This is a genomic window from Acinetobacter sp. BY419, from assembly GCF_019038395.1.
Taxonomy (GTDB): Bacteria; Pseudomonadota; Gammaproteobacteria; order Pseudomonadales; family Moraxellaceae; genus Acinetobacter.
The window spans coordinates 1-20854 of the sequence record NZ_JAGFXZ010000027.1 but is presented as its reverse complement, the minus strand read 5'-3'; the positions used below and the strand labels follow the sequence as shown (position 1 = coordinate 20854).

General features: G+C 44.2%; 19 protein-coding genes, 1 other RNA gene and 3 pseudogenes. 9 read left to right on the top strand and 14 right to left on the bottom strand.

Going from position 1 to position 20854, the window contains the following annotated elements; translation table 11 throughout:
- Positions 1-53 precede the first annotated feature (53 nt).
- Positions 54-452, bottom strand: coding sequence for an outer membrane protein assembly factor BamE (locus KUG37_RS11060; RefSeq protein WP_216936449.1), 399 nt, complete (start codon positions 450-452; stop codon positions 54-56).
- Between the two features lie 112 nt (positions 453-564).
- On the opposite strand from KUG37_RS11060, the gene fur reads away from it, so the two are divergent.
- On the top strand, positions 565-1002 hold the full coding sequence (gene fur, locus KUG37_RS11055) for a ferric iron uptake transcriptional regulator (protein ID WP_005096051.1): 438 nt from the start codon (positions 565-567) through the stop codon (positions 1000-1002).
- 67 nt (positions 1003-1069) lie between these two features.
- On the opposite strand, the gene KUG37_RS11050 is transcribed toward fur, so the two are convergent.
- On the bottom strand, positions 1070-2191 hold the full coding sequence (locus tag KUG37_RS11050; RefSeq protein WP_216936447.1) for a PilT/PilU family type 4a pilus ATPase: 1122 nt from the start codon (positions 2189-2191) through the stop codon (positions 1070-1072).
- Positions 2192-2221: 30 nt separating this feature from the next.
- On the bottom strand, positions 2222-3259 hold the full coding sequence (locus KUG37_RS11045; RefSeq protein WP_216936445.1) for a type IV pilus twitching motility protein PilT: 1038 nt from the start codon (positions 3257-3259) through the stop codon (positions 2222-2224).
- Positions 3260-3380: 121 nt separating this feature from the next.
- Here KUG37_RS11045 and KUG37_RS11040 point away from each other — a divergent pair, with 121 nt between their 5' ends.
- Entirely contained in the window at positions 3381-4070 is a 690-nt protein-coding gene (locus KUG37_RS11040) for a YggS family pyridoxal phosphate-dependent enzyme (protein ID WP_216936500.1), read from the top strand.
- A 34-nt stretch (positions 4071-4104) separates the two neighbouring features.
- Here KUG37_RS11040 and KUG37_RS11035 read toward each other — a convergent pair whose 3' ends face one another.
- From KUG37_RS11035 to KUG37_RS11025, 3 genes are read right to left on the bottom strand one after another with little or no spacing between them, the layout of a single operon-like run.
- Positions 4105-5214, bottom strand: a complete 1110-nt coding sequence (locus KUG37_RS11035) for an acyltransferase (RefSeq protein ID WP_216936442.1) — start codon at positions 5212-5214, stop codon at positions 4105-4107.
- A 5-nt stretch (positions 5215-5219) separates the two neighbouring features.
- Entirely contained in the window at positions 5220-8825 is a 3606-nt protein-coding gene (locus KUG37_RS11030; protein WP_216936440.1) for an AAA family ATPase, read from the bottom strand.
- 8 nt (positions 8826-8833) lie between these two features.
- The gene (locus tag KUG37_RS11025) at positions 8834-10087 is read right to left on the bottom strand and encodes an exonuclease SbcCD subunit D C-terminal domain-containing protein (RefSeq protein WP_216936439.1); all 1254 of its coding nucleotides are present in this window, start codon (positions 10085-10087) and stop codon (positions 8834-8836) included.
- A 472-nt stretch (positions 10088-10559) separates the two neighbouring features.
- Here KUG37_RS11025 and KUG37_RS11020 point away from each other — a divergent pair, with 472 nt between their 5' ends.
- Together KUG37_RS11020 and KUG37_RS11015 are read left to right on the top strand one after the other, a co-directional pair.
- Complete coding sequence (locus KUG37_RS11020; protein ID WP_216936437.1) at positions 10560-11021, top strand: ABZJ_00895 family protein; 462 nt, start codon at positions 10560-10562, stop codon at positions 11019-11021.
- Between the two features lie 152 nt (positions 11022-11173).
- A complete protein-coding gene (locus tag KUG37_RS11015; RefSeq protein WP_216936434.1) occupies positions 11174-12079 on the top strand; it encodes a TIGR01777 family oxidoreductase in 906 nt (301 codons plus the stop codon).
- On the opposite strand, the gene thiO is transcribed toward KUG37_RS11015, so the two are convergent.
- Positions 12068-13192: a glycine oxidase ThiO gene (gene thiO / locus KUG37_RS11010; RefSeq protein ID WP_216936432.1), complete on the bottom strand. Its 1125-nt coding sequence runs from the start codon at positions 13190-13192 to the stop codon at positions 12068-12070. The two genes, KUG37_RS11015 and thiO, sit on opposite strands and share 12 nt — an antisense overlap.
- Positions 13193-13207: 15 nt before the next feature.
- A complete protein-coding gene (hemB, locus tag KUG37_RS11005) occupies positions 13208-14221 on the bottom strand; it encodes a porphobilinogen synthase (RefSeq protein ID WP_216936430.1) in 1014 nt (337 codons plus the stop codon).
- A gap of 105 nt (positions 14222-14326) precedes the next feature.
- Between hemB and KUG37_RS11000 the strand changes: the two genes are divergently transcribed.
- Positions 14327-14824, top strand: a complete 498-nt coding sequence (locus tag KUG37_RS11000) for a thioesterase family protein (RefSeq protein ID WP_216936427.1) — start codon at positions 14327-14329, stop codon at positions 14822-14824.
- Positions 14825-14906: 82 nt separating this feature from the next.
- Here KUG37_RS11000 and glpK read toward each other — a convergent pair whose 3' ends face one another.
- A complete protein-coding gene (gene glpK, locus KUG37_RS10995) occupies positions 14907-16391 on the bottom strand; it encodes a glycerol kinase GlpK (protein WP_216936424.1) in 1485 nt (494 codons plus the stop codon).
- A gap of 131 nt (positions 16392-16522) precedes the next feature.
- On the opposite strand from glpK, the gene ssrA reads away from it, so the two are divergent.
- Both ssrA and KUG37_RS10985 read left to right on the top strand, forming a co-directional pair.
- Positions 16523-16881: a transfer-messenger RNA gene (ssrA, locus tag KUG37_RS10990) on the top strand.
- A gap of 205 nt (positions 16882-17086) precedes the next feature.
- A pseudogene (locus KUG37_RS10985) lies at positions 17087-17248 on the top strand (Arm DNA-binding domain-containing protein); the annotation flags it as partial.
- On the opposite strand, the pseudogene KUG37_RS10980 reads toward KUG37_RS10985, so the two are convergent.
- Both KUG37_RS10980 and KUG37_RS10975 read right to left on the bottom strand, forming a co-directional pair.
- A pseudogene (locus KUG37_RS10980) lies at positions 17208-17552 on the bottom strand (phage tail protein); the annotation flags it as partial. The pseudogenes KUG37_RS10985 and KUG37_RS10980 sit on opposite strands and share 41 nt — an antisense overlap.
- A gap of 234 nt (positions 17553-17786) precedes the next feature.
- Positions 17787-18668 carry a phytanoyl-CoA dioxygenase family protein gene (locus KUG37_RS10975; protein ID WP_216936420.1) on the bottom strand — a complete coding sequence of 294 codons (882 nt, stop codon included), beginning with the start codon at positions 18666-18668 and terminating at the stop codon, positions 17787-17789.
- A 154-nt stretch (positions 18669-18822) separates the two neighbouring features.
- On the opposite strand from KUG37_RS10975, the gene KUG37_RS10970 reads away from it, so the two are divergent.
- Both KUG37_RS10970 and KUG37_RS14905 read left to right on the top strand, forming a co-directional pair.
- Positions 18823-19269: a hypothetical protein gene (locus tag KUG37_RS10970; RefSeq protein WP_216936418.1), complete on the top strand. Its 447-nt coding sequence runs from the start codon at positions 18823-18825 to the stop codon at positions 19267-19269.
- Positions 19190-19495: a helix-turn-helix transcriptional regulator gene (locus KUG37_RS14905; RefSeq protein ID WP_367947477.1), complete on the top strand. Its 306-nt coding sequence runs from the start codon at positions 19190-19192 to the stop codon at positions 19493-19495. The genes KUG37_RS10970 and KUG37_RS14905 overlap by 80 nt, the downstream gene beginning before the upstream one ends.
- Positions 19496-19525: 30 nt before the next feature.
- Here KUG37_RS14905 and KUG37_RS14900 read toward each other — a convergent pair whose 3' ends face one another.
- The 3 genes and pseudogenes from KUG37_RS14900 to KUG37_RS10950 form a co-directional block, all read right to left on the bottom strand.
- On the bottom strand, positions 19526-19765 hold the full coding sequence (locus KUG37_RS14900; protein ID WP_216936412.1) for a helix-turn-helix domain-containing protein: 240 nt from the start codon (positions 19763-19765) through the stop codon (positions 19526-19528).
- A 144-nt stretch (positions 19766-19909) separates the two neighbouring features.
- Positions 19910-20716 carry an SDR family NAD(P)-dependent oxidoreductase gene (locus KUG37_RS10955; protein WP_216936498.1) on the bottom strand — a complete coding sequence of 269 codons (807 nt, stop codon included), beginning with the start codon at positions 20714-20716 and terminating at the stop codon, positions 19910-19912.
- A 27-nt stretch (positions 20717-20743) separates the two neighbouring features.
- Positions 20744-20854: pseudogene (locus tag KUG37_RS10950) on the bottom strand (IS982 family transposase); the annotation flags it as partial.

Below are 20854 nucleotides of genomic sequence, written 5' to 3'. Positions count from 1 at the left end.
AACGTAATCAAAAAAGCCCCTGATGATTCAGGGGCTTTTTCATGAGAAACCGACTATAGTGGAGGCGCATTTAAAATTGCTTCTCTTGATCCTGGTAAGCCGGGTTGAGTTTCTGGAATAGTCTCCAAACCTTCAACACGTTCTACGATACCGGACTGATTAAAGTAGATTTTCAAATGCTGGCCTTGCGCTGCCGGGATCTTGGCTTTTTTAGCGTAGGTTCCTGGGGTATAGTTATAAATGTAGTCCCAACGTAAAGGATTAAGTGGATCGCTTACTGTTGGACTGCCCAGTAAGAAACGCACCTGTTGATGGCTCATTCCCACCTGAATTTTAGCGGCCTGTGCTTTGGTTAAAGGGGTTCCTTGTGGAATATCTACTTTATAAACACCTAATGTCGAACAGCCGACGAGCAATGAAGTGACGAATAACGTCAGCATGATTTTTTGCATTTTGCTAAACTATCCCAAATTAATTATGATGCATTTGATCCAAGGATAGATCATACTGCATCTAAACTTTGTTGCATATTCCAACTTTGATTTTGTTGAGAGACCTTTTTACATGACTATTTCAAACCAAGATTTACGAAAAGCTGGACTGAAAGTTACCCTTCCACGAATTAAAATATTAGAATTACTAGAAAATTCAAGACAACATCATTTAAGTGCGGAAGATATTTACAAGACTTTACTCGATCAGGGCGAAGATGTAGGTTTAGCAACTGTGTATCGTGTGTTAACGCAGTTTGAAGCCGCGGGCATCATCGAACGCCATAATTTTGAAAATAATCATTCAGTTTTTGAAATTATGCAGGAAGATCATCACGATCACCTGGTTTGTTTAAATTGCAGCAAAGTTGTTGAATTTATTAATGATACCATCGAAAAAGAGCAGCATGACGTTGCCGAAAAATTTGGTTTCGAGTTGACCGGTCACTCACTGAATCTGTATGGCTATTGCGATGCGCCTGCCTGCCAGGAAGTATTCCGTAAGAAATAATTTGACCTTCGGTTAAAACAAAAAACAGGCTTCATGGGAAGCCTGTTTTTTTATACCTTCAAGATCATCAGGACTGACCATCAAAGGTAATATTGGAGTGTGCACGCAATAAATGGCCGCTACCTTCTTCTGCCAGCTTGATTTGCAAACGCAGATCGTTGGGGGAGTCCGCGTGTTTCAGCGCATCTTTATAGCTGATCTGTTTGGCTTTATACAGCTCATACAGCGCCTGATCGAAGGTCTGCATGCCCAGTTCACGGGAACGCTTCATCAGGTCCTTGATCTCATGCACATCACCTTTACGAATCATGTCGGCAATTAGTGGTGAGTTAATCAGAATCTCAATGGCTGCGCGGCGACCATTACCATCGATGGTTGGAATCAGTTGCTGCGCCACAATAGCTTTCATGTTCAAGGAGAGGTCCATGAACAGCTGATTATGCCGGTCTGCTTCAAAGAAGTGAATAATCCGGTCAATCGCCTGGTTGGCGTTGTTTGCATGCAGGGTGGCAAAAACCAGATGGCCGGTTTCAGCAAAGGCAATGGCATAGTCCATGGTTTCACGCGAACGGATCTCACCGATCAGGATCACGTCCGGTGCCTGACGTAAGGTGTTTTTCAGGGCAATTTCAAATGAATCCGTATCAATGCCAACTTCACGCTGGGTAATGATACAGCCCTTATGCTGGTGAATAAACTCGATCGGATCTTCAATGGTAATGATATGACCTTTGGAATTTTCATTGCGATAACCGACCAAAGATGCCAACGAGGTTGATTTACCGGTACCGGTTGCCCCGACAAAAATAATAATGCCTCGTTTGGTCATCGCCAGTTCTTTTAAAATAGGCGGTAACTTGAGTTCATCCATGGTTGGAATCACGGTTTCAATCCGACGCAAAACCATTCCGGGCTGATCACGTTGCTGAAAAGCACTGACACGGAAGCGGGCATTTTTGTCCGGCCTGCTGATGGCAAAGTTACATTCACGGCTCTCAGCAAATTCTTTACGCTGCTTTTCGGTCATGATGGAATTAAGCAGTTGTCCTACTGCCGCACCGGGTAACTTTATCGAGCCAATCGGTAAAATCTGTCCATTAATTTTGATGGAAGGTTCGACATCGGCAGTAATGAACAGATCCGATGCTTTTTTCTCCACCATATAATCAAGTAAGCCGTTAAAATCCATGTATATAAATCCTAATACAATTCAATTTTCTTATAAGAATGCTTCTGGCTGCTTGGCTGCAGTACGTGCAACTTGCGGGCTGATGATGCCTTTGGATACCAGCGTTTTCAGGGTCTGATCCAGCGTCACCATGCCATAATTGGCACCGGTTTGAATCGCAGAATACATTTGTGCGACTTTATTTTCACGGATCAGGTTACGAATGGCAGGCATACCAATCATGATCTCATGTGCCGCAACACGTCCACCGCCATTTTTCTTCAGCAGCGCTTGTGAAACAACGGCTTGTAAGGATTCTGAGAGCATGGCACGGACCATATCTTTTTCTTCAGCAGGGAACACATCAATCACACGGTCAATAGTTTTGGCCGCTGAGGTGGTATGCAGGGTACCAAATACCAGGTGACCAGTCTCTGCAGCGGTTAGGGCCAAACGGATGGTTTCAAGGTCACGCATCTCACCGACCAGAATAATATCCGGGTCTTCACGTAGTGCTGAACGCAACGCTTCATTAAAGCCGTGGGTATCACGATGCACTTCACGCTGGTTGATCAGGCATTTTTTCGACTGATGCACAAATTCGATCGGATCTTCAACGGTCAGGATATGGTCATAGCGGTTGTCATTAATATAGTCCAGCATCGCTGCCAATGTGGTTGACTTACCCGAACCGGTAGGGCCAGTGACCAATACCAGACCACGCGGATATTCACAGATATCTTTAAAAATCTGTCCCATGCCAAGATCTTCAAGGGTGAGGACTTTAGATGGAATGGTACGGAATACTGCACCGGCACCACGGTTCTGGTTAAATGCGTTGACACGGAAACGGGCTACACCCGGTACTTCAAAAGAGAAGTCAGTTTCCAGGTTTTCTTCAAAATCACGACGTTGTTTATCGTTCATGATGTCATAAACGAGTTTATGCACTTCTTTATGTTCTAATGCCGGCAGATTGATGCGACGAACTTCCCCATCGACACGGATCATTGGCGGCAAGCCTGCAGACAAGTGTAAATCCGACGCACCATTTTTAGCAGAAAATGCCAACAATTCTGTGATATCCATAAGGTCCCCGAGTTCATTAAAATGTTAATTATTTTGATAGAATAATAAGGCTTTCCCACAGCTTAACCAACCCTTAGTTTATGGGCAAGGGAAAAAAATGAATGAAATGAGAAACCCATCAATGAATATGTTGCAACAGTCACGAAATCAGGTCTTAGCTCAGATTGAAAGCGCATGTGCCGAAGCCGGTCGTCAGCCAGAGTCAGTGCAACTGCTTGCCGTTTCAAAGACCCAGCCAAGTGCGGTACTGGCAGAAATGTATCAGGCCGGGCAACGCGCATTTGGTGAAAACTATTTGCAGGAAGCGCTGGAAAAAATGACGGCTTTAAAAGAGCTGGATATTGAATGGCATTTTATTGGACATGTACAGCGTAACAAGACCAAACATCTGGCAGAAAATTTTGCCTGGGTGCATGGAGTCGATCGCCTGATTATTGCCGAGCGTTTATCCGGTCAACGCAGCGAGGATCAGCCCGCGCTGAATATCTGTATTCAGGTCAATATTGATGGACAAGATACGAAAGATGGGTGCCCGCCGGAAGAAGTCGCGGATTTGGTCACACAGATTAGCCAACTGCCAAATTTACGCCTGCGTGGCCTGATGGTGATTCCTGCTCCGGACAATACTCAAGCTTTTAGTGATGCCAAAGCGTTATTTGAACAGGTCAAGGCACAACATGCTCATCCTGAAGACTGGGATACTTTAAGTATGGGGATGTCGGCCGATATGCAGGCTGCGATTGCTGCCGGTTCCAGCATGGTTCGGGTGGGCACAGCATTATTTGGTGCACGTCCTAAAAAGGAGGACTAATCCTCAACAGTCAGTTACTTGTTGCAGCAAAGCATTATTTTAAGGTCGTAGTAGATAATGTTTTTTGTCTGCCTGGCTCGAGCCATTTGGCCATGAGCCAGGCAAAGACAATTAAGCCGCCCATGCTGCCGAGCAAGGCTAAAACAGCTCCGCCAAGACCATAAGCCAAGGTTGCCGGAATACAGCCCAGAATAAACAGCAGCAAAGGGAAATGGGTCACATACAAGGTATAGGAAAAATCAGCGGATTGTACCCAGACCGGATAATAGTGGCTGCGTTGATGCTGAAGCTGTACCTGCCAGCAGCTAAATGCCAGACCCAGACAGAAATTAAAAGGGACAAAATTCGCAGCACGGTATTGCTGAGTCTCATCGATCACCTGAAACTGGTAAGCATCAAAACAGGCGATTAACAATGCCAAGCCAAATAGGCCCAACTTGACCGGCTGTAAGCGATTTAAAAAACGCATCTGGATATATCGAAATGAACAGGCAAAGGCACTAAGCCAGACCAAAAAATAAATAAAAAACTGGATATTCAGGACTGACAGTACAGCCAAAACAATAAAAAAGCCGATTTTAGCCATCTCTGAATCTTTCAAAAAAGGCAGAAAGCCGGCCAGTACATAAAACCAGACTTCAAAGCTGAGACTCCAGAGCGGAGCATTGGCTGAAACCGTTGGCGTGACAAAGCCATTCAAAAACAGCAGAGAGCCAATAAACTCCGGCATATCTAAATTATAGCCAGTCCGGATCATCATGCCAAAGCTGTTTTGAAAGGCCTGAGTCTGGCTGGAAAATAAGAGTGGAGCGAGTAGATATAGCAGCAGGGTCAAGGCCATGGCAAACAGGAAGGGTGGCAAAATCCTGCGATAACGTTGTTGGATATAACGGTGCAGATTGAACTGGCCATGCTGATGAATATTGTGCTGGATTGAATAACCGATCAGATAACCGCTTAAGGCAAAGAAAATCATGACCGCAGCCTGACCAAGCAGGCGTACCCAGGAATATAAGCTTAGATCAAAAGGCGCAATAAATGCCTGAAAGCAATGACTGAACAGCACCACAATGGCACTGATGCCCCGCAGGCTCTCGAGCTGTAGACTGAAATAGGGCGAGAGCTTGTCCGGGGCAGCGTTCATGATCCTTAACCTATAATCTGAATGGTACTGGCACCTGCACCAACCGGTTTGACCTGAATCTGTACCGGAATCCGTTCATGCATTTCCTGTACATGCGAGATCAATACCACTTTACGGCCCTGGCTTTGTAAATGATCCAGCGCATTCATCACCATATGTAACGAAGCCGGATCTAGCGTACCAAAACCTTCATCAATAAACAGTGATTCCAGTTTCATGGAGCCGGAAGCCATATTGGCAATGGCCAGTGCCAGGGCCAGCGACACCAGGAAAGTTTCACCGCCAGATAAGGACAAGACCGGACGCACTTCACTGTTCATGTCCAGATCGATAATCGCTAGACTCAGGCTGTCCGGAATACGATGCAACTGATAACGCGGTGCCAATGGCTGCAATTGCTGATTCGCATATTCCACCAGGATATCCAGATGATGTTCCTGCGCAATTTTCTGGAACTTGGTACCTTCCTTATGTCCGATTAAATCGTAGATACGACCCCAGCGATATTCTTCGGCTTTGATCTGCTCGATTTGCTGCTGATATTTGGCATATGTGCTTTGATTATTGGCATTCATACGCAGTTTGGCATCAGTCTCATTGAGTGCTTCTTGCTGCGTTATTTTTTCCTGATGCAGCGTACTCAGCTTTTGTGCAATGTCCTCAAATTCATGTTCTGGCTGCAATTTTAAATGAGCCTGATACTGTTCTTCCAGTAATTGCCAAGCGGTTTTGGCATTTTCTAGCGCCTGTTTTTGATTGGCCAGATCCTGACGAATACGTTGATGGCTGCTCAGATCAATGCTGAGCCATTGCTCAATCTGAACTGCCGTTACCTGCGGATGCGCCGATTGCCAGACCTGAATATTCTGCTGATATTGCTGCAGTTGCCGGTCGATTTGCTGAAGTTGCGTCATAAACTCTTGCAGTTTTAGGTTGGCTTGATGCAATTGTTTTTCAGCATGCGCTGTGCGTTGTCGTTGTTGTTCTAAAGCCTGTTCTAAGGTCTTGGCTTGCTGATCCAGTGCATCGCGCCATTCCGCAGCGACACGGTAGACTTGTCCTGCATGCTGCTCGGTCAGTTCAGCCAACTGTTGACGTAGGTCTTTGCCTTGCTGAATTAACTGCTCTACAGACTGGCTCAATTGAGCAAAACTTTGATGTTCCAGTTGTAGTTGATACTGGCTCTTTTCAAGTATTTGCTGCTGTTGATGCAGGTCGGAGTCCAGCTGTTTTTTTACAGACACATACTGCATGCGCTGCTGTAATTGTTGCTGCAACTGAGGTAGCCATACCATAGGCGGTTGCGACTGGTACTGCTCGGGCAGTGCACTCAGAAGCGGTTGTATCAGCTGATCAAGCTGCTGACGTTGCTGTAAAGCCAGTTGTAACTGGTGCAATTGCTGTTGTTGCTGACGCCATTGTTGTAAGTGTTGCTGGAGCTGTTGTTCCTGCTGTTGCGACAACTCTAGCTGCTGGACCAGACTCTGGGTGTGATTTGCCAGTAACTGCGTAAATGTAGCAAGATCGTTGTGATGCGCTGTGATAACTTCGAGCTTAAGCAGTTGCGATTTACATTCAGCATAGAGTTGCTGAATCTGATTTTCCAAGGCCTGGCAACGCTGTTGCTGTTGTTCAATCACCGTTTGTGCTTTGGAGGTTTCAATCCTTTGCTGTTGCTGAGATTGCAGGTGCTGATCCAGCTGCTGTTTCGCCTGTTGTAACTGTTGTTCCTGTAACTGGTTCAGGCTGTGTTCCAGACGTTCATGGGCTGCATCAACAAAAGGATGGACGGAACTCCCACAAACCATGCATGGCTCATCGGGTTTTAACCGGACACGAAGATCCTGCACACTTTGTGCATGCAATAAACGTTGCTGGGCAAGTATCTGTTCGAGTTGTTCATAGGCCAGTTGTTCGGCTTGAATCTGTTGTTGCTGCATCTGTTCAGCATCTTGCAGCGCTTTCAGCTGCTGCTGTTGAGTGTGTACAGTCGATTGCAGTTGTTCAAATTCTTGTGATTGTTGAACTGCGTATTGCACACGTTGCTGCAGCAGGTCGAGCTGACGCTGTTCAGCTTGGCCTTGTTGACGCGTTTCCTGAATCGCTTTGAGCTGCTGATCTAGCTGTTCCAGACTACGATACTGTTGTATCCATTGGTTTAGATTGACTGAAAGCGCTGTGGCGGTTTTTTCCAGTTCAGCCAAAGACTGATTGAAGCTTTCAGGATTCTGCTGCTGAAGTTGTTGCTGCTGACGCATATAGTCCTGTATGCGTTGTAAGGTACTTTGCGGTTCCAGATCAAACACATTTAAAAAGTCAGATTCCGCCAATTGCTGTGTGACTTTTTCCTGTCGTGTCTGAAGCTGATTCAATGTCTGTTGTTGCTGTTGCAACTGCTCTTCTAAAGGCTGTAAACGGAGAGTTTTAAACTGGCTTTGTTCTGCATGCAGTTTTTTGTACTGCTCCGATACTGTATCAATTGCATGATCCAGTTTTAAACCTGCTTCCAGATGTGGCTTCAGGCCTACCAAATGTTGCTGAAACTGTTGCTGCTGTTGTTGCAAGGCGGTAAGTTTGGCCTCTTCTGCTACAAAGCACTGTTTGAGCTTTTCAAATTCCAGCGTGAATTGGGTGTGCTGGTGCTGAATCTGCTCTTTTTGAGGGACTAAACGAGTACGACTGACGAACTGATCTCGAATCGACTGGAATTCATCTAGCTGCTCCAGTAACTGTTGCTGCCCAGCAGACTTGTTTACTGCATCCAGCTGTACCTCATAGACTTCTTTTTTGGCATGGACTTCTGCATACAGTTTATGTCGGTCCAGATGCCATTGTTTCTCATTTTCAAGCAGTTTTTCGGATTGCTGCAGATTCTGAAGCTGTAAAGATAAGGAACTTTGTTGCTGTTTTAAGGCACTCATGTCTTCTTCAGACAGAATTTCAATATGCCCGATCAACTTTTCCAGATCGTTGCGCTGGTTTTTAACTTCACTAAATTTTTCTGCAGCTTTCTGACTGACCAGACTGAAAATTTGCGAATTGGTCAGATATTCCAGCAAGTCCGCGCGTTCATTATCTTTGGCTTTAAGAAAGGCACCGACTTCCGACTGTGCCAATAAAACCGCGCGGGTAAACTGCTCAAAACTTAAGCCCACCAGCTTTTCAATCAAGGGTGTGACTTCGGATATTTTTTGAGTCAGCGTCGTGTCATCATCAATGCACTTAATGTAACGGTCTACTTTTAAATTACCATCGACTTTCTGGCGTGCCCGTTTAATTTCCCAACGTGCCATATAGCGTTTGCTGTCGAGCGCAATAAATTCCAGCTCGGCAAAACCATGCACACAGCCACGGCGTAAAATATTCTTGGAATCCTTGATGGAAACATCCTGACCACCGGCATCTTTCAGGCTGCCTGACGCACCTTTTAGCCGTGGGATTTCATTGTACAGTGCCAGACACATGGCATCGAGCAGGGTGGATTTCCCGGCACCGGTTTTTCCAGTAATCGCAATCAATCCGGCATGAACCAGTGGGCTGGATTCAAAATCAATATGATGAGTGCCAGTGAGAGATGCCAGGTTATTCAGGCTTAGACGTAAAATTTTCATGGCCAATCCTAGGCTTGTTGTTTTTGTGCGAGTTCGTGCTGGGCTTCAATCAATAATTCCTGAAAATCCCGTTGTACCGAATGATCCTGCTCATAGCCCATTTTTTTCCAGATATTGAAAAACAAAGCTTCCGGGGTCGGTGGTGCCAGATCAATCTTCGAATCTCCGGGTGTATGTGCGGCTTGTTGCTGATAAATCCGGCTGATGCGTAGCAGACGATAACGGTTGGCGGGCAAAGCCAGCTCAATTTGCTGGCGTAAATCTACCGGAGGCGGAGCATCGGTGGTGTATTCTATTTCCAGAAAATGCCGTGCAGATAGCTGTTCAATTTCTCCGGCAGGTAGCGCCTGAATTTGAGTAATTAAATTTTCCAGCTTTTCCCGAATCCGGAACAGCTCAACGGTACGCGGAATGGTTAAGGCATCATACTGAAAGCAGTTTTCCAGGTTTTGTTCAGGATCAATCCGGACTTCAATCACCTGATGCGGATAATTTATTTCACTAAATGACAGGGGAATGGGTGAGCCACTATAACGAATGTGCGGCTGACCGACCTTTTGCGGTTTATGCAAATGACCGAGTGCGACATAATCAATCACGTCATCAAACAGCGCCGTCGACAGGGCTTCTTCATTACCGACAATAATCGGACGCTCAGAGTCAGAAGTCTCACCGCCTTGCATATGCGCATGTGACATTAAAATCAGTGCCTGGTGCGGCTGTTTGCGCGCCTTGGCTTCGGCAATCAGCTGTTGATGCAGATAGCTGATGGCATTCTGACTATTGCTGGTATGTTCATTCAGTCCGGTAATTTCAGCACTGCGTAAATAGGGCAGGGTCAGACACCAGGCGATGATATTTTTATTCTGGTCATAAATCGGAATTAATAGACGATCCAGATTCAGGGTGTTCTCGGCAGTTCGGCCTACAATTCCCACCGCTTTGGCATTGAATTTAGCCAGCAAAGGTTCAACCTGCTCAATCCGGTAGCCGGAATCATGATTGCCTGCAATCATCAGGGTCTGCATATGCGGCGCCAGGTCATGCGCATCGGCCAGAAACTGATACAGCTGTCTTTGCGCACTCGAAGCCGGATTGATCACATCAAAAATATCACCGGCAATCAGCAGGGCATGGGGCTGCTTTACTTTAATTTGCTCCAGCAGCCAATTCAAAAACTGCGCATGTTCAAATTCACGGTCATGGTTATGGAAAAATTGTCCCAGATGCCAATCGGAAGTGTGAAGAAAATGAACTGCCATGTAGATGAACCTTTAGATGTCTGCCTTGCTACTATAGGAAAAAGCGCAGGTAAAAATCTACTTGAAAAAGAAATTTTCATCTGGCTGTGGTTTATCGCCATCTGAATTTATTTTAATCAAGGCGAAAATAAACGGCTGATTGCCTATCAATCCTAAATATTGAAAAGTCCTGCGATCCGTCAGGCTTAAAAAAATATGGTTTTTAAAAAATAAAAACCGACGATTCGAGTGATGATGAAATCGTCGGTCAAAATTTGTGTTACATGAAGATTTTGGCTGCTATTCAAAATTTTCCTGTACACTAGACTTATTGCTTTAGCTCTAAAGGTCAACAAAAATTCGTGGATGCCAGTCCAAATTTTTGTACCTTGTACTCTATATAACGTCACCTTGTAGTGGATGGTTGACAATAAAATGAAAAAAAACCTAATTTTTTTTATACTAGTTAGTTGAAGATCACAGAGTCATGCATATGCTGCCGCTAAGTCGTTATTTTATCTGGTTTTTCTTTATCTGTTTTATTTTTACCTGTATCTGCGGTGTACTGGCGGCCTTGCTGCCAATGGGTATGGGTGCAGTCTTGACGATTGTTCCCTATCTGGTAGCCATGATTTGGGTGCTCTTTAAATTTTTAAAACAGCAAAAACGCGCACCGACTCAGGCAGAGCGCAAAAAAATCACCCTCGGGTTTAGCCTGATTTATTGGGGTTATAATTTATTATTTCTCTTGCTCGGTATTGTCATTGCAACCCGGTCTAATCCGAATGCCTGGCAGGACTTTATGCTGTATCTACAGCAGCCACAGTTTATGAGTATCGTTGCGATTATGTTCCTGATAATCGCGATTCCGCTATATTTATTGACCTACTGGTTCTATGGCAAGCAGGCACAGCGTATGGCAGATAAAATGTTTGGCAATTCACCGCAATCCTAATAGGTGAAGCATGCTGTGTCGATTGATATTTATAGATTGATCGCATGGCTAAAGATACAAATACACCACTACAAAGATTCTTTCTGTTTAAAAATCTGAAAGTGGGTGGCGTATAATTTAAACCAAGAAAATAATAAGGTGACGAGTGACTGATGTATAAACCTGTCGTGCTGGTGACTGGGGCCAGTGGTTTTATTGGCAGTCATCTCGTGCGGTTTTTATTAGAGCGCGATTATCGGGTGATTGGCCTGACCCGTCGAAAAAATCAACGTGAACCGCATCCGGATTTTCACTGGATTAACCGGCTGGATGAGTTAAAACAACATCAGATTGATTATGTAGTGAATCTGGCTGGCGAAAGTATTGGTCAGGGCCGCTGGACGGCAGCGCGTAAAAAGAAATTGCTGGATAGCCGTTTAGATACCACCAGACAGTTATTTGATTATTTAGAAAAAAATCAGATTAAACCAAAACGGATTATTTCAACATCGGCCGTTGGCTATTATGGTATTGATCCGACAGAGCACTGGGAACAGGTCTGTACGGAACAAAGCCCGCCACAAGATATTTTTATGTCTGAGCTCTGTGCCAAGTGGGAACAACTGGCCTTATCCTATACCGGGCTGAACACCAGAATTGTTCGCTTTGCTGTGGTTTTCGGTCAAGGCGGCGGGATTCTTCCGCAGATGTTGTTACCGATTAAATTGAATCTGTTCGGGCGGATTGGTCATGGGCGTCAGCCAGTCACCTGGGTGCATTTGCAAGATGTATTACGTGCGATTGAATTCTTGATGCTTGAAACCACGACCGAGCAGATATTTAATGTGGCCGCGCCAGAAAAAAGTAGTCAGGCTCAGTTTGCACGCACTGCAGCTCAGCTACTGAAACGCAAACCCTTACTGCCACTGCCGGCATGCAGCCTGAAAATGATGCTGGGAGAACAATCACAACTGGTATTAAACGGTCAGTATGTACAGCCCAAAGCTTTGCAGGAGGCTGGATTCCAGTTTCATTATCCAACCCTGAAAGAAGCGCTGAGCAATATCTTAAAACGCTAAGCGACCTGGCTCCAATAAACGGGCCGGATCATAGGGCTGCGGATCAACGCTTGGCGTTTGTTCAAGGATTAATTGAGCGAGTAGTTTGCCTGATGCCGGCCCCATACATAAACCATTACGGAAATGTCCAAAATTAGCCCAGGCATTGTGTAGCTTGGGAATTTTGCCAATATAGGGAATACCATCGGGAGAGCTGGGTCTTAATCCCGCCCATTGCTTGACCAGCGGAAAATCTGCCAGTTCTGGCACCATCTCTAAACAGGCTTGCAGAATATCCTGCCGGATGTCAGCAGAAGGCGAGGTGTCAAAACCGACCTGACGCATACTGGAACCACATAAAACATGCCCGTCCTGTCGTGGAATCAGGTACATGACCTTGTTCATACACATGGTGGACAGCCAGTTTTCTGGAGTTTTAAACAGCAGCATCTGGCCTTGCACCGGTTGTACCGGAATCTCGAGATCTAGTTGCTCTGACCAGCGCTGTGACCATGCACCTGTGGTAAACACGAACTGGTCGGCCTGAAAAATGTGACCCTTTTCATCCGAGATATTTTTTAGCTGGCCTTGCTGAATATTGAGCCGAGTGATTTTACAATCTTCTTGCCAGGTGACACGCGGATGCTGCTTTAAGTAGCTAATGATCGACTGTAATAGTCGTGGATTACGGATATTGGCCAGCTCGGGGAAATAAATCGCCTGTTTGAACTTGCTCTGATCAATTCGGGGATTGATCTGTTGCAGCTGAGGCTGATCTAGCCATTCGGCCTGTTGCTGCGGATCTTGATGTGTTTCGGCATAACTTAAACCAATTTTAAAATCGGCTTCATCAAAAATCAGCATGCCTGTTGCATGAATCTGGAAATCAATACCCGTCACTGGCTGCAATTTTTGATTCCACTCCTGATATAGCGGTTTGGCATGGCGAGCAAGGGCATTTACAGCAACTGGATAACGCCAGGGATACATCGGGGAGAGGATGCCACCTCCAGCCCAAGATGCAGCCTGTCCAGCGGCTTGCTGATCAAAAAGAGTAACAGAACATCCCTGTTCAAGCAGTTCCAGCGCCGACATCAACCCGGTGATGCCAGCGCCGATAATGGCGATATGCATTGCGCCGAAATCCTTTTACTTCATGTCTTTCAGTTTAAGCGCAGCTTCTTCGGCAAAATAAGTCCAGATGCCGTCTGCACCGGCACGGCGGCAGCTCATCAGCGATTCAATAATCACATTGTCAGATAACCAGCCATTTTGAATTGCCGCTGCCAGCATCGCGTATTCACCACTGACCTGATAGACAAAAGTTGGCACACCGAACGTATCTTTCACTTCACGGACGATATCCAGATAAGGCATGCCCGGTTTGACAATCACCATGTCGGCGCCTTCCTGAATATCCAGCGCAATTTCATGCAGGGCTTCAGCACGGTTACCAACATCCATTTGGTAATTGTATTTATTGCCGCCTTTTAAGTTGCTTGCAGAACCGACTGCATCACGGAAGGGGCCATAAAAGCTCGATGCATATTTGGCTGAATAGGCCATGATACTGGTATAAATATAGCCGTTCGCCTCAAGAGCCTGACGAATCGCCCCGATCCGGCCATCCATCATGTCACTTGGGGCAAACACATCTGCGCCTGCTTCGGCATGGCTCAAGCCCTGTTTAATCAGACATTCGACCGTTTCATCATTTAAGACATAACCAGTTTCATCAATAATGCCATCCTGACCATGGGTGGTATATGGGTCTAATGCGCCGTCAGTAATCAGCACCATTTCTGGCAGTTCTTTTTTTAATAAACGTAAAGTGTTTTGTACCAGACCATCTTCATGCCATGCGGCTTCTGCAGTCAGGCTTTTATCTTCTTGTGGGGTGACCGGAAATAGCGCCAGTTTATTGACACCGAGTTCTAGCAGGCGTTCTGATTTTTTTAACAACAAGTCAGCTGACAGGCGCTGGATATTCGGCATACTGGGAATATCTTGAGTCTGGTTTTGACCTGGCAAGACAAATACTGGATAAATGAGATGATCTGCCGCGAGATGGGTTTCACGAACCATCGAACGTAAATGTTCATTTTTACGAATACGACGCATGCGAGTTGCAGGAAACGCGGGACGATTGAACGTATAAGTCATAAAAATCTCAGTAATCAGTATTAAACTAGGCCTCTATTGTAGCCCTAACTCAAATTTTTGGGCATAAATTAGCGGTTTTTTATTGTGGTGGATTCGAGCAGAGTGATGAGTAAGACAGAGAGAAGCTGGACAGGTAATATACATCTGGGCTCGAAAGTGGATATTGATGTGGTCCTGAATCAGCTGGTACATGCTTTTAATAGTTCTCCTTTTTTTAAGCATAATGGCATGACCATGCGCGTGGTCGAGGGCCAGATTGAGGCTTATGTGGAAATGCAGGATTTCATGATTGGCAATGTGGCTTTTCAGATTCTGCATGGGGGGCTTGCGGCCACGATCCTTGACAGTATTGGCGGGATTGTTGCCATGGGCGAACTGTATAAAAAAGCTGAACCTGAAACGATTGCAGATACGATCAAAAAAGTGTCCCGCTTGGCCACGGTCGATATGCGTGTTGATTATCTGGCGCCTGGACGTGGCAAATATTTTATTGCGCGTGCAGAAACCTTACGTTTGGGGCGAAAGGGCTGCACCATGCGCATGACCATGGTAAACGATGAAGATAAGGCGATTGCAACCGCAATTGCGTCTTATGCCTATTAATAAATTAATGAAATAAGAAAGTTGAAAAAGCACTGTTCAACAGTGCTTTTTTTTATCATGATTCAATATGCGTCTGGAGGATTTAGAGATCAGATTTAGCCCGTTTTAAGGCATTCTGCCATTTGGCTAGATGTGCTTCTCTCTCATTATTTTCCATTTTGGGTTCAAAAGCACGTTCCAGCTGCCAGGACTCGGCAATTTCATCCAGGTTGGAAAATACTCCAGCTTTTAAGCCGGCCATGGCGGCCGAGCCCCAGGCAGTAGCTTCCAGCATTTTCGGACGTAGTACCGGTACATTCAGAATATCTGCCTGAAATTGCATCAGCATGTCATTGCTACTCGCACCGCCATCGACGCGCAATTCTTTTAAAGGATGGGCAATATCGGATTGCATCGCACTGAGGACATCCGATACTTGAAAGGCGATTGACTCTAATGCGGCACGGGCGATATGCGCTTTGGTGGTGCCGCGAGACATGCCGCATAACAAGGCACGCGCTTCACTATCCCAATGCGGCGCGCCGAGTCCGGTAAATGCCGGCACCAATACCACGCCGTCACTATGTTCGACCTTACAGGCTAGCTTTTCTACATCACTGCTTTTTTGAATAATCCCGAGGCCGTCGCGTAACCATTGCACTACAGCGCCGGCCATAAATACGCTGCCTTCCAGCGCATAGGTGGTTTGATCATGCGCTTGCCAAGCGAGGGTGGAAAGCAGCTTGTTCTGACTGAGCTGAATATCATGACCGGTGTTGAACAGCATAAAACAGCCTGTGCCATACGTGTTTTTAGCACTCCCCACCTCAAAACAGGACTGACCAAACAGAGCAGATTGCTGATCACCCAAAATACCGGTAATGGGAATATTGGCACCGAGTAAACCTGAGGCTGTGTCAGCGACATAACAGTCTGAACTAATAATTTTCGGCAATACCGAAGCAGGGATATTAAATAGCTGAAGCAGTTCTTCATCCCAGATTTGTTGGTGCAGATTCATCAACATGGTGCGAGAAGCATTACTGGCTTCAATCACATGCTCTGCGCCTTGGGTCAGATTCCAGATCAGCCAGCTGTCGATGGTACCAAACGCCACATGACCTTGTTCAGCCAGTGCCCGTACTCCCTCGACATGCTCCAGAAACCAGACCAATTTTCCCGCACTAAAATAAGGGTCAATCCGTAACCCGGTTTTTTGCTGAATTTTGGACATCCAGCCTTTTTCAATCAGCTGGTTACACCAGTCAGATGTGCGGCGGTCTTGCCAGACGATTGCCGGTGCAAGCGGTTTGCCGTTTCTGCGATCCCAGACCACCGTGGTTTCTCGTTGGTTGGTCAGGCCAATGGCTTTAATATCCTTCGCCAGAATACCTGCGGTAGCGAGAGCTTGCTGTACCACCGCAATTTGTGAACTCCAGATTTCTTGCGCATCTTGTTCCACCCAACCCGAATGCGGGGTCTGAATATGCGTTTCACGTTGAGCTGTTGCCTGGATTTGTCCATGTTCATTAAAAATAATGGCCCGGCTTGAGGTGGTTCCCTGATCCAGGGCCAGTAAATAGCTCATAAATTTTTCTGTTATACGGCTTGAAAAGTAAAATATTAGCGCAATAATGTAATTAAGCACATCAAGTTGTGTAAATGTTCAGAAAATGCATCGTAATTTTTGACAGTTATGCTATGATGGCTTCGTACTTTGGGGGTGTTTCTGGCTTCGACGCTGGTGATGAAACTCATAGATGCATGCCGAGAGCGCATTTTCTCTCGTAAATCAAATTTGCATTTTTTAGTCGCAAACGACGAATCATACGCTCTAGCTGCCTAAGGGCAGCTTGTCCGCCTCTCCGAATACTTGTGGTTAGAGAGACCGACTGAAGCGCACGCACACAAGGCCGTATAAAGCCAAGCCTCGGGGCTTTGTACTAAACTAAGAGGATCGCGATTTGTACCCTGTTCGTCGGGTCACAAAGAGTTAAAACAATAGACGATATCTAAGCATGTAGTATTCTCGAGCGTAATGCTGGCGGACGCGGGTTCAACTCCCGCCACCTCCACCAAATTTATAAATTCACATGACGTTGCATAACGACTTATGAATTGGAAAGCCCTGACCTGTAAAGGATTCAGGGCTTTTTTACGTGTATTTATAACGAATCATCAATAACTATAGTAATGCTTGTCGTGTATCACATCTTGTATCATTCGATAGTTATTGAAACCGAAGTGATACAAAAATGAAAAGGTCAGACATTAAGAAAGCGACTGCTGTCAGATACCATTCTCGAAAACTTAGAATCTGAAGATAAAGATTATCGCGAGCTTGACGGTAATGGGCTTTACTTCTTTGTTAAAGCGAATGGCACTAAATCATGGCAACTGAGATTTAAAAAGCCCGATGGGAAATGGTCATGGTTGGGTATCGGCGCTGTTCGATACGCTCATAATCAACACGGCTAAGTTTGATCATAAAATCAATCTTTCTGGGCACACCCTTGAACAATAAAACTTGCTTAGTCTCGTCAATGCTGTCGATGGTATAAACCCGATACAAATAACCGCTGCCATTGACCAGAAAAAAGCCCTGTCCTGTATCAGGCATCGCTGCCAAGTCATCAAGCTCAGCACGATTACCAAAAACATGCTCCTGATAAATAAAACCAGAGAGAGAAATGTTATCATCTCCTGAGCCTATAAATTGACGTTTCTTGCGTCCTGTGGCCACAGCATTGTCTGCGTATTGCCTAGGTTATTGGAAGTTTATAAAGGAAGGGTAAAATTGGGGATAAATTAAGATTTATTTTTACTTAAGTTATTAAAATTATTTTAAATATTTCTTCGGTTCAATTGTCACCATACTAAGTGTACAGCTTCTCTGCATACAAGAATGAGTATTGATAAACCATCAAAAAAAAGTGGCGAAGAATTTCTATTTTCATAGTTCATTCTTCGCCAGTATCTAATATTAGATTTCTTCTAAAGCATAAGATTTTGCAATGTCATGACCATTCTCTTTTACGATATTTAAACCGGGTACGATGCGTTTTTGCTTATTACGGAAAACATTTAAAGGATCTTCAAAGTCACGTACATAACCGAGTGCGAAGCAAGCACATTGATAACCCATTAACTTCAACATATCGTCTGAAAGTGTTGCAGCAATCTCAGGCGGTGTTGCCAAGTATTGATTTTCTTCTTGGCGTAACCAGCCTGCAGAATAAGTAATGTTAATAGATTGGCGAACTTTATCTGTTTTATTTTCACCTGCGCCATGGTAAATCTTACCGGTATAAATCAGAACTGACCCCTTTTTCATTTCAGCACACACTGTTTGCTCAGGTGTAAATTTTTGACGTGTACCCGCATACATACTTTTAGGAACTAAACGAGTTGCACTATTTTCTTCTGTATAGTCCGTCAACGCCCAAAGTAAGTTGAATTGAGTTTCAAATTCATCAGGAAAATTAAAGAAGTCCCAAGTCAGTTGGTCTTGATGTAATACTTGTGCAGGAGAGCCGGGGTATACACTAATAATTTGGGTTAAGTTCAGCTGGAACGTAGAAGACTTAGATAAGTGCTTTTGGGCAGCATCTAGAATTACTGGTAAGGCAATTAATTCACGTGCCGTTTCTGAGCGTGCTACCAGTGAACCTGTACGTTTGGTCGTGTGTCCCAAAAAACGGTCACAGCCATAAGGGCTTGTATCAATAAACTCTGCCATTTCTTCGGCAATTTTATCCATGACCTCACTATCAACTAAATTATCAATGATGCAGTAACCATGTTCTTTCACAGCATTAATAATTTCTTCACTGCTCACTGTATTTGCAAAACGCACTAATTCCATCTTATTTCTCCACACTAACTACAAGTCGTTGAAATAAAATTAAGCGGTTTCTCAAAAGGCAGCATCTAACCTTAGTTATATAAAAATAGAAAAAATCATATAAGGTTGGAATGATTTTTGCTTTATCTATATAAAATAACAAATGGATGAACCAGTGCTTGAAGAACGCTTGATTATTGAAAGTTCCTTAATTCTCGCCAAACACTATTTAGACGCTGAAGGGGCAATTTTTTATAAAGTTGATGAACATAATCAAGATGCTTTAATTAATTCAAATATTAATATCCCTAAGCAATTTGTAGATAAATATAATGGAATACTACAAGCGTATGATCCATTGAATGTCGAATATTTTTTAAAAAGTCATGACAGTACAAATTTATTGAGTCGTAGTCTGCAAACCAAGCCTAAATCGGAACCTTATAAAATTTTTGTAAATCAATGTGGGATTAATGAAATTATGGAAATTGTGTTCTGGAAAAATAATCATGCTTATGCTGGTATTGCTTTGACTAATCCAAATGAGCATAAAAAACAGGATTACTCCGCAATACAGGCCTTACAACATATTCTTAGCACAAGTATTTTTAGAAATAGATGATTTCAAACAACAGATTATTAAAAATTCTTTATTAGAGATGAAACTAACGCGGCGGGAAATTGAAGTATGTTTATTGGTGATGGAGGGGTATGCCAATAAAGATATTTCGAACAGTATGAATATTTCCCTGGGGACTGTAAAAATTAACATGAACCGTATTTTTGAAAAATTAAATCTTGATGATCGCCTCCATTTAAATGTTCTCCTCCATCAATTGATTAAATAGGAGTAAATGCTAGCAGGAAATTGGTCAATACTAATGCATCAAGGTTTCTGAAGGTAGCTCACCAAACATCGCTTTATAGTTGGCAGTGAAATTACTTGGATGCCAAAATCCCCATTCACACGCTATATCTTGCACTGATTTTATTTGTGGATCAGCCTTCTTGAGGTTGCGTTTTACTCGGTTTAAACGCACTGCTTTCAAATATTGCGCTGGACTTGTTCCCATAATTTCATGAAAACATAGCTGTAAAACTTTCTGACTTACCCCCAATGTTTTTGCAGATTTCGGTTATTTATGGGAGGATTACCCACCGACTTGTAGAAATAAACACATCATTCCTGTAAATGGTCGACCGTTGGTAAAAAACAGTAATCAGGAAAAAATTAAGACAACAATTAGTCTCATTTCATATTCCTATCTAGGTATGAATCGATATAAATTGCCTAGAAATCTTACATATAAATTCGGAGCGGTACGTTTCATTAACCAAAGCAGTTTGGCATCTAGTTGTGGAATAGTGTAAAGCTGGTCTTTATCCAGACGGTCCAAAGTCAATTTAGCGACTTTATTGCTAGTGGTAAATGCAAAATTAGTCAAGGCATAGTCCAAAATCGCTTGATGTGGAACTTTGCCATTTTTAATAATATTGGTCGGTACTAGCGTCGGACAGACAACATTAACTTTGATATTAAATTTTCTAAGCTCAGCAGCCAGAGTTTCCGATAAAGCACGTACACCAGCCTTAGTAACGTTATATGCTGCCATTTCTGGGACAGCCGTATAGGAAGCGGCAGAAGCCACATTAATAATTGCCCCGTACCCTAACTGTTTAAACTTAGGTACAAAATAATGACAACCATGAATCACTCCCCATAAATTCACATCAGCAACCCATTTCCATTCTTCCAGGGTCATTTCATCAAATTTACCGCCCATACCCACGCCCGCATTATTAATCACTAATGTGGTCGGATGCTGCATCAATTGTTCAGCCTGATTTGCCAGTTGTCTGACCTGTTCGGCATTGCTAACATCACATTTTACTGCAAAAGCTCGAGCGCCCAGCGCTTCAACCAGTGCTACTGTTTCTTCAGCAGCCTCTAAGTTAATATCAGAACAGACTATCATACCGCCACGTTTAGCCAGCTCAAGTGCAAAGCTGCGGCCAATCCCGCTTCCGGCGCCTGTAACGACAGCAAATACTTTCTGGCTTGGCTTTATTTTTTTTCTAAATAACCTGAATCCTGCTTAAGCCGATGATTTCATAATTTGAATTTTTGGCTTATTTCGATGGGTTAATTGATATGCACATAGCGAAGCATAAATTCCGCTGAGAAATCCATGAAGACTACGTGCTTT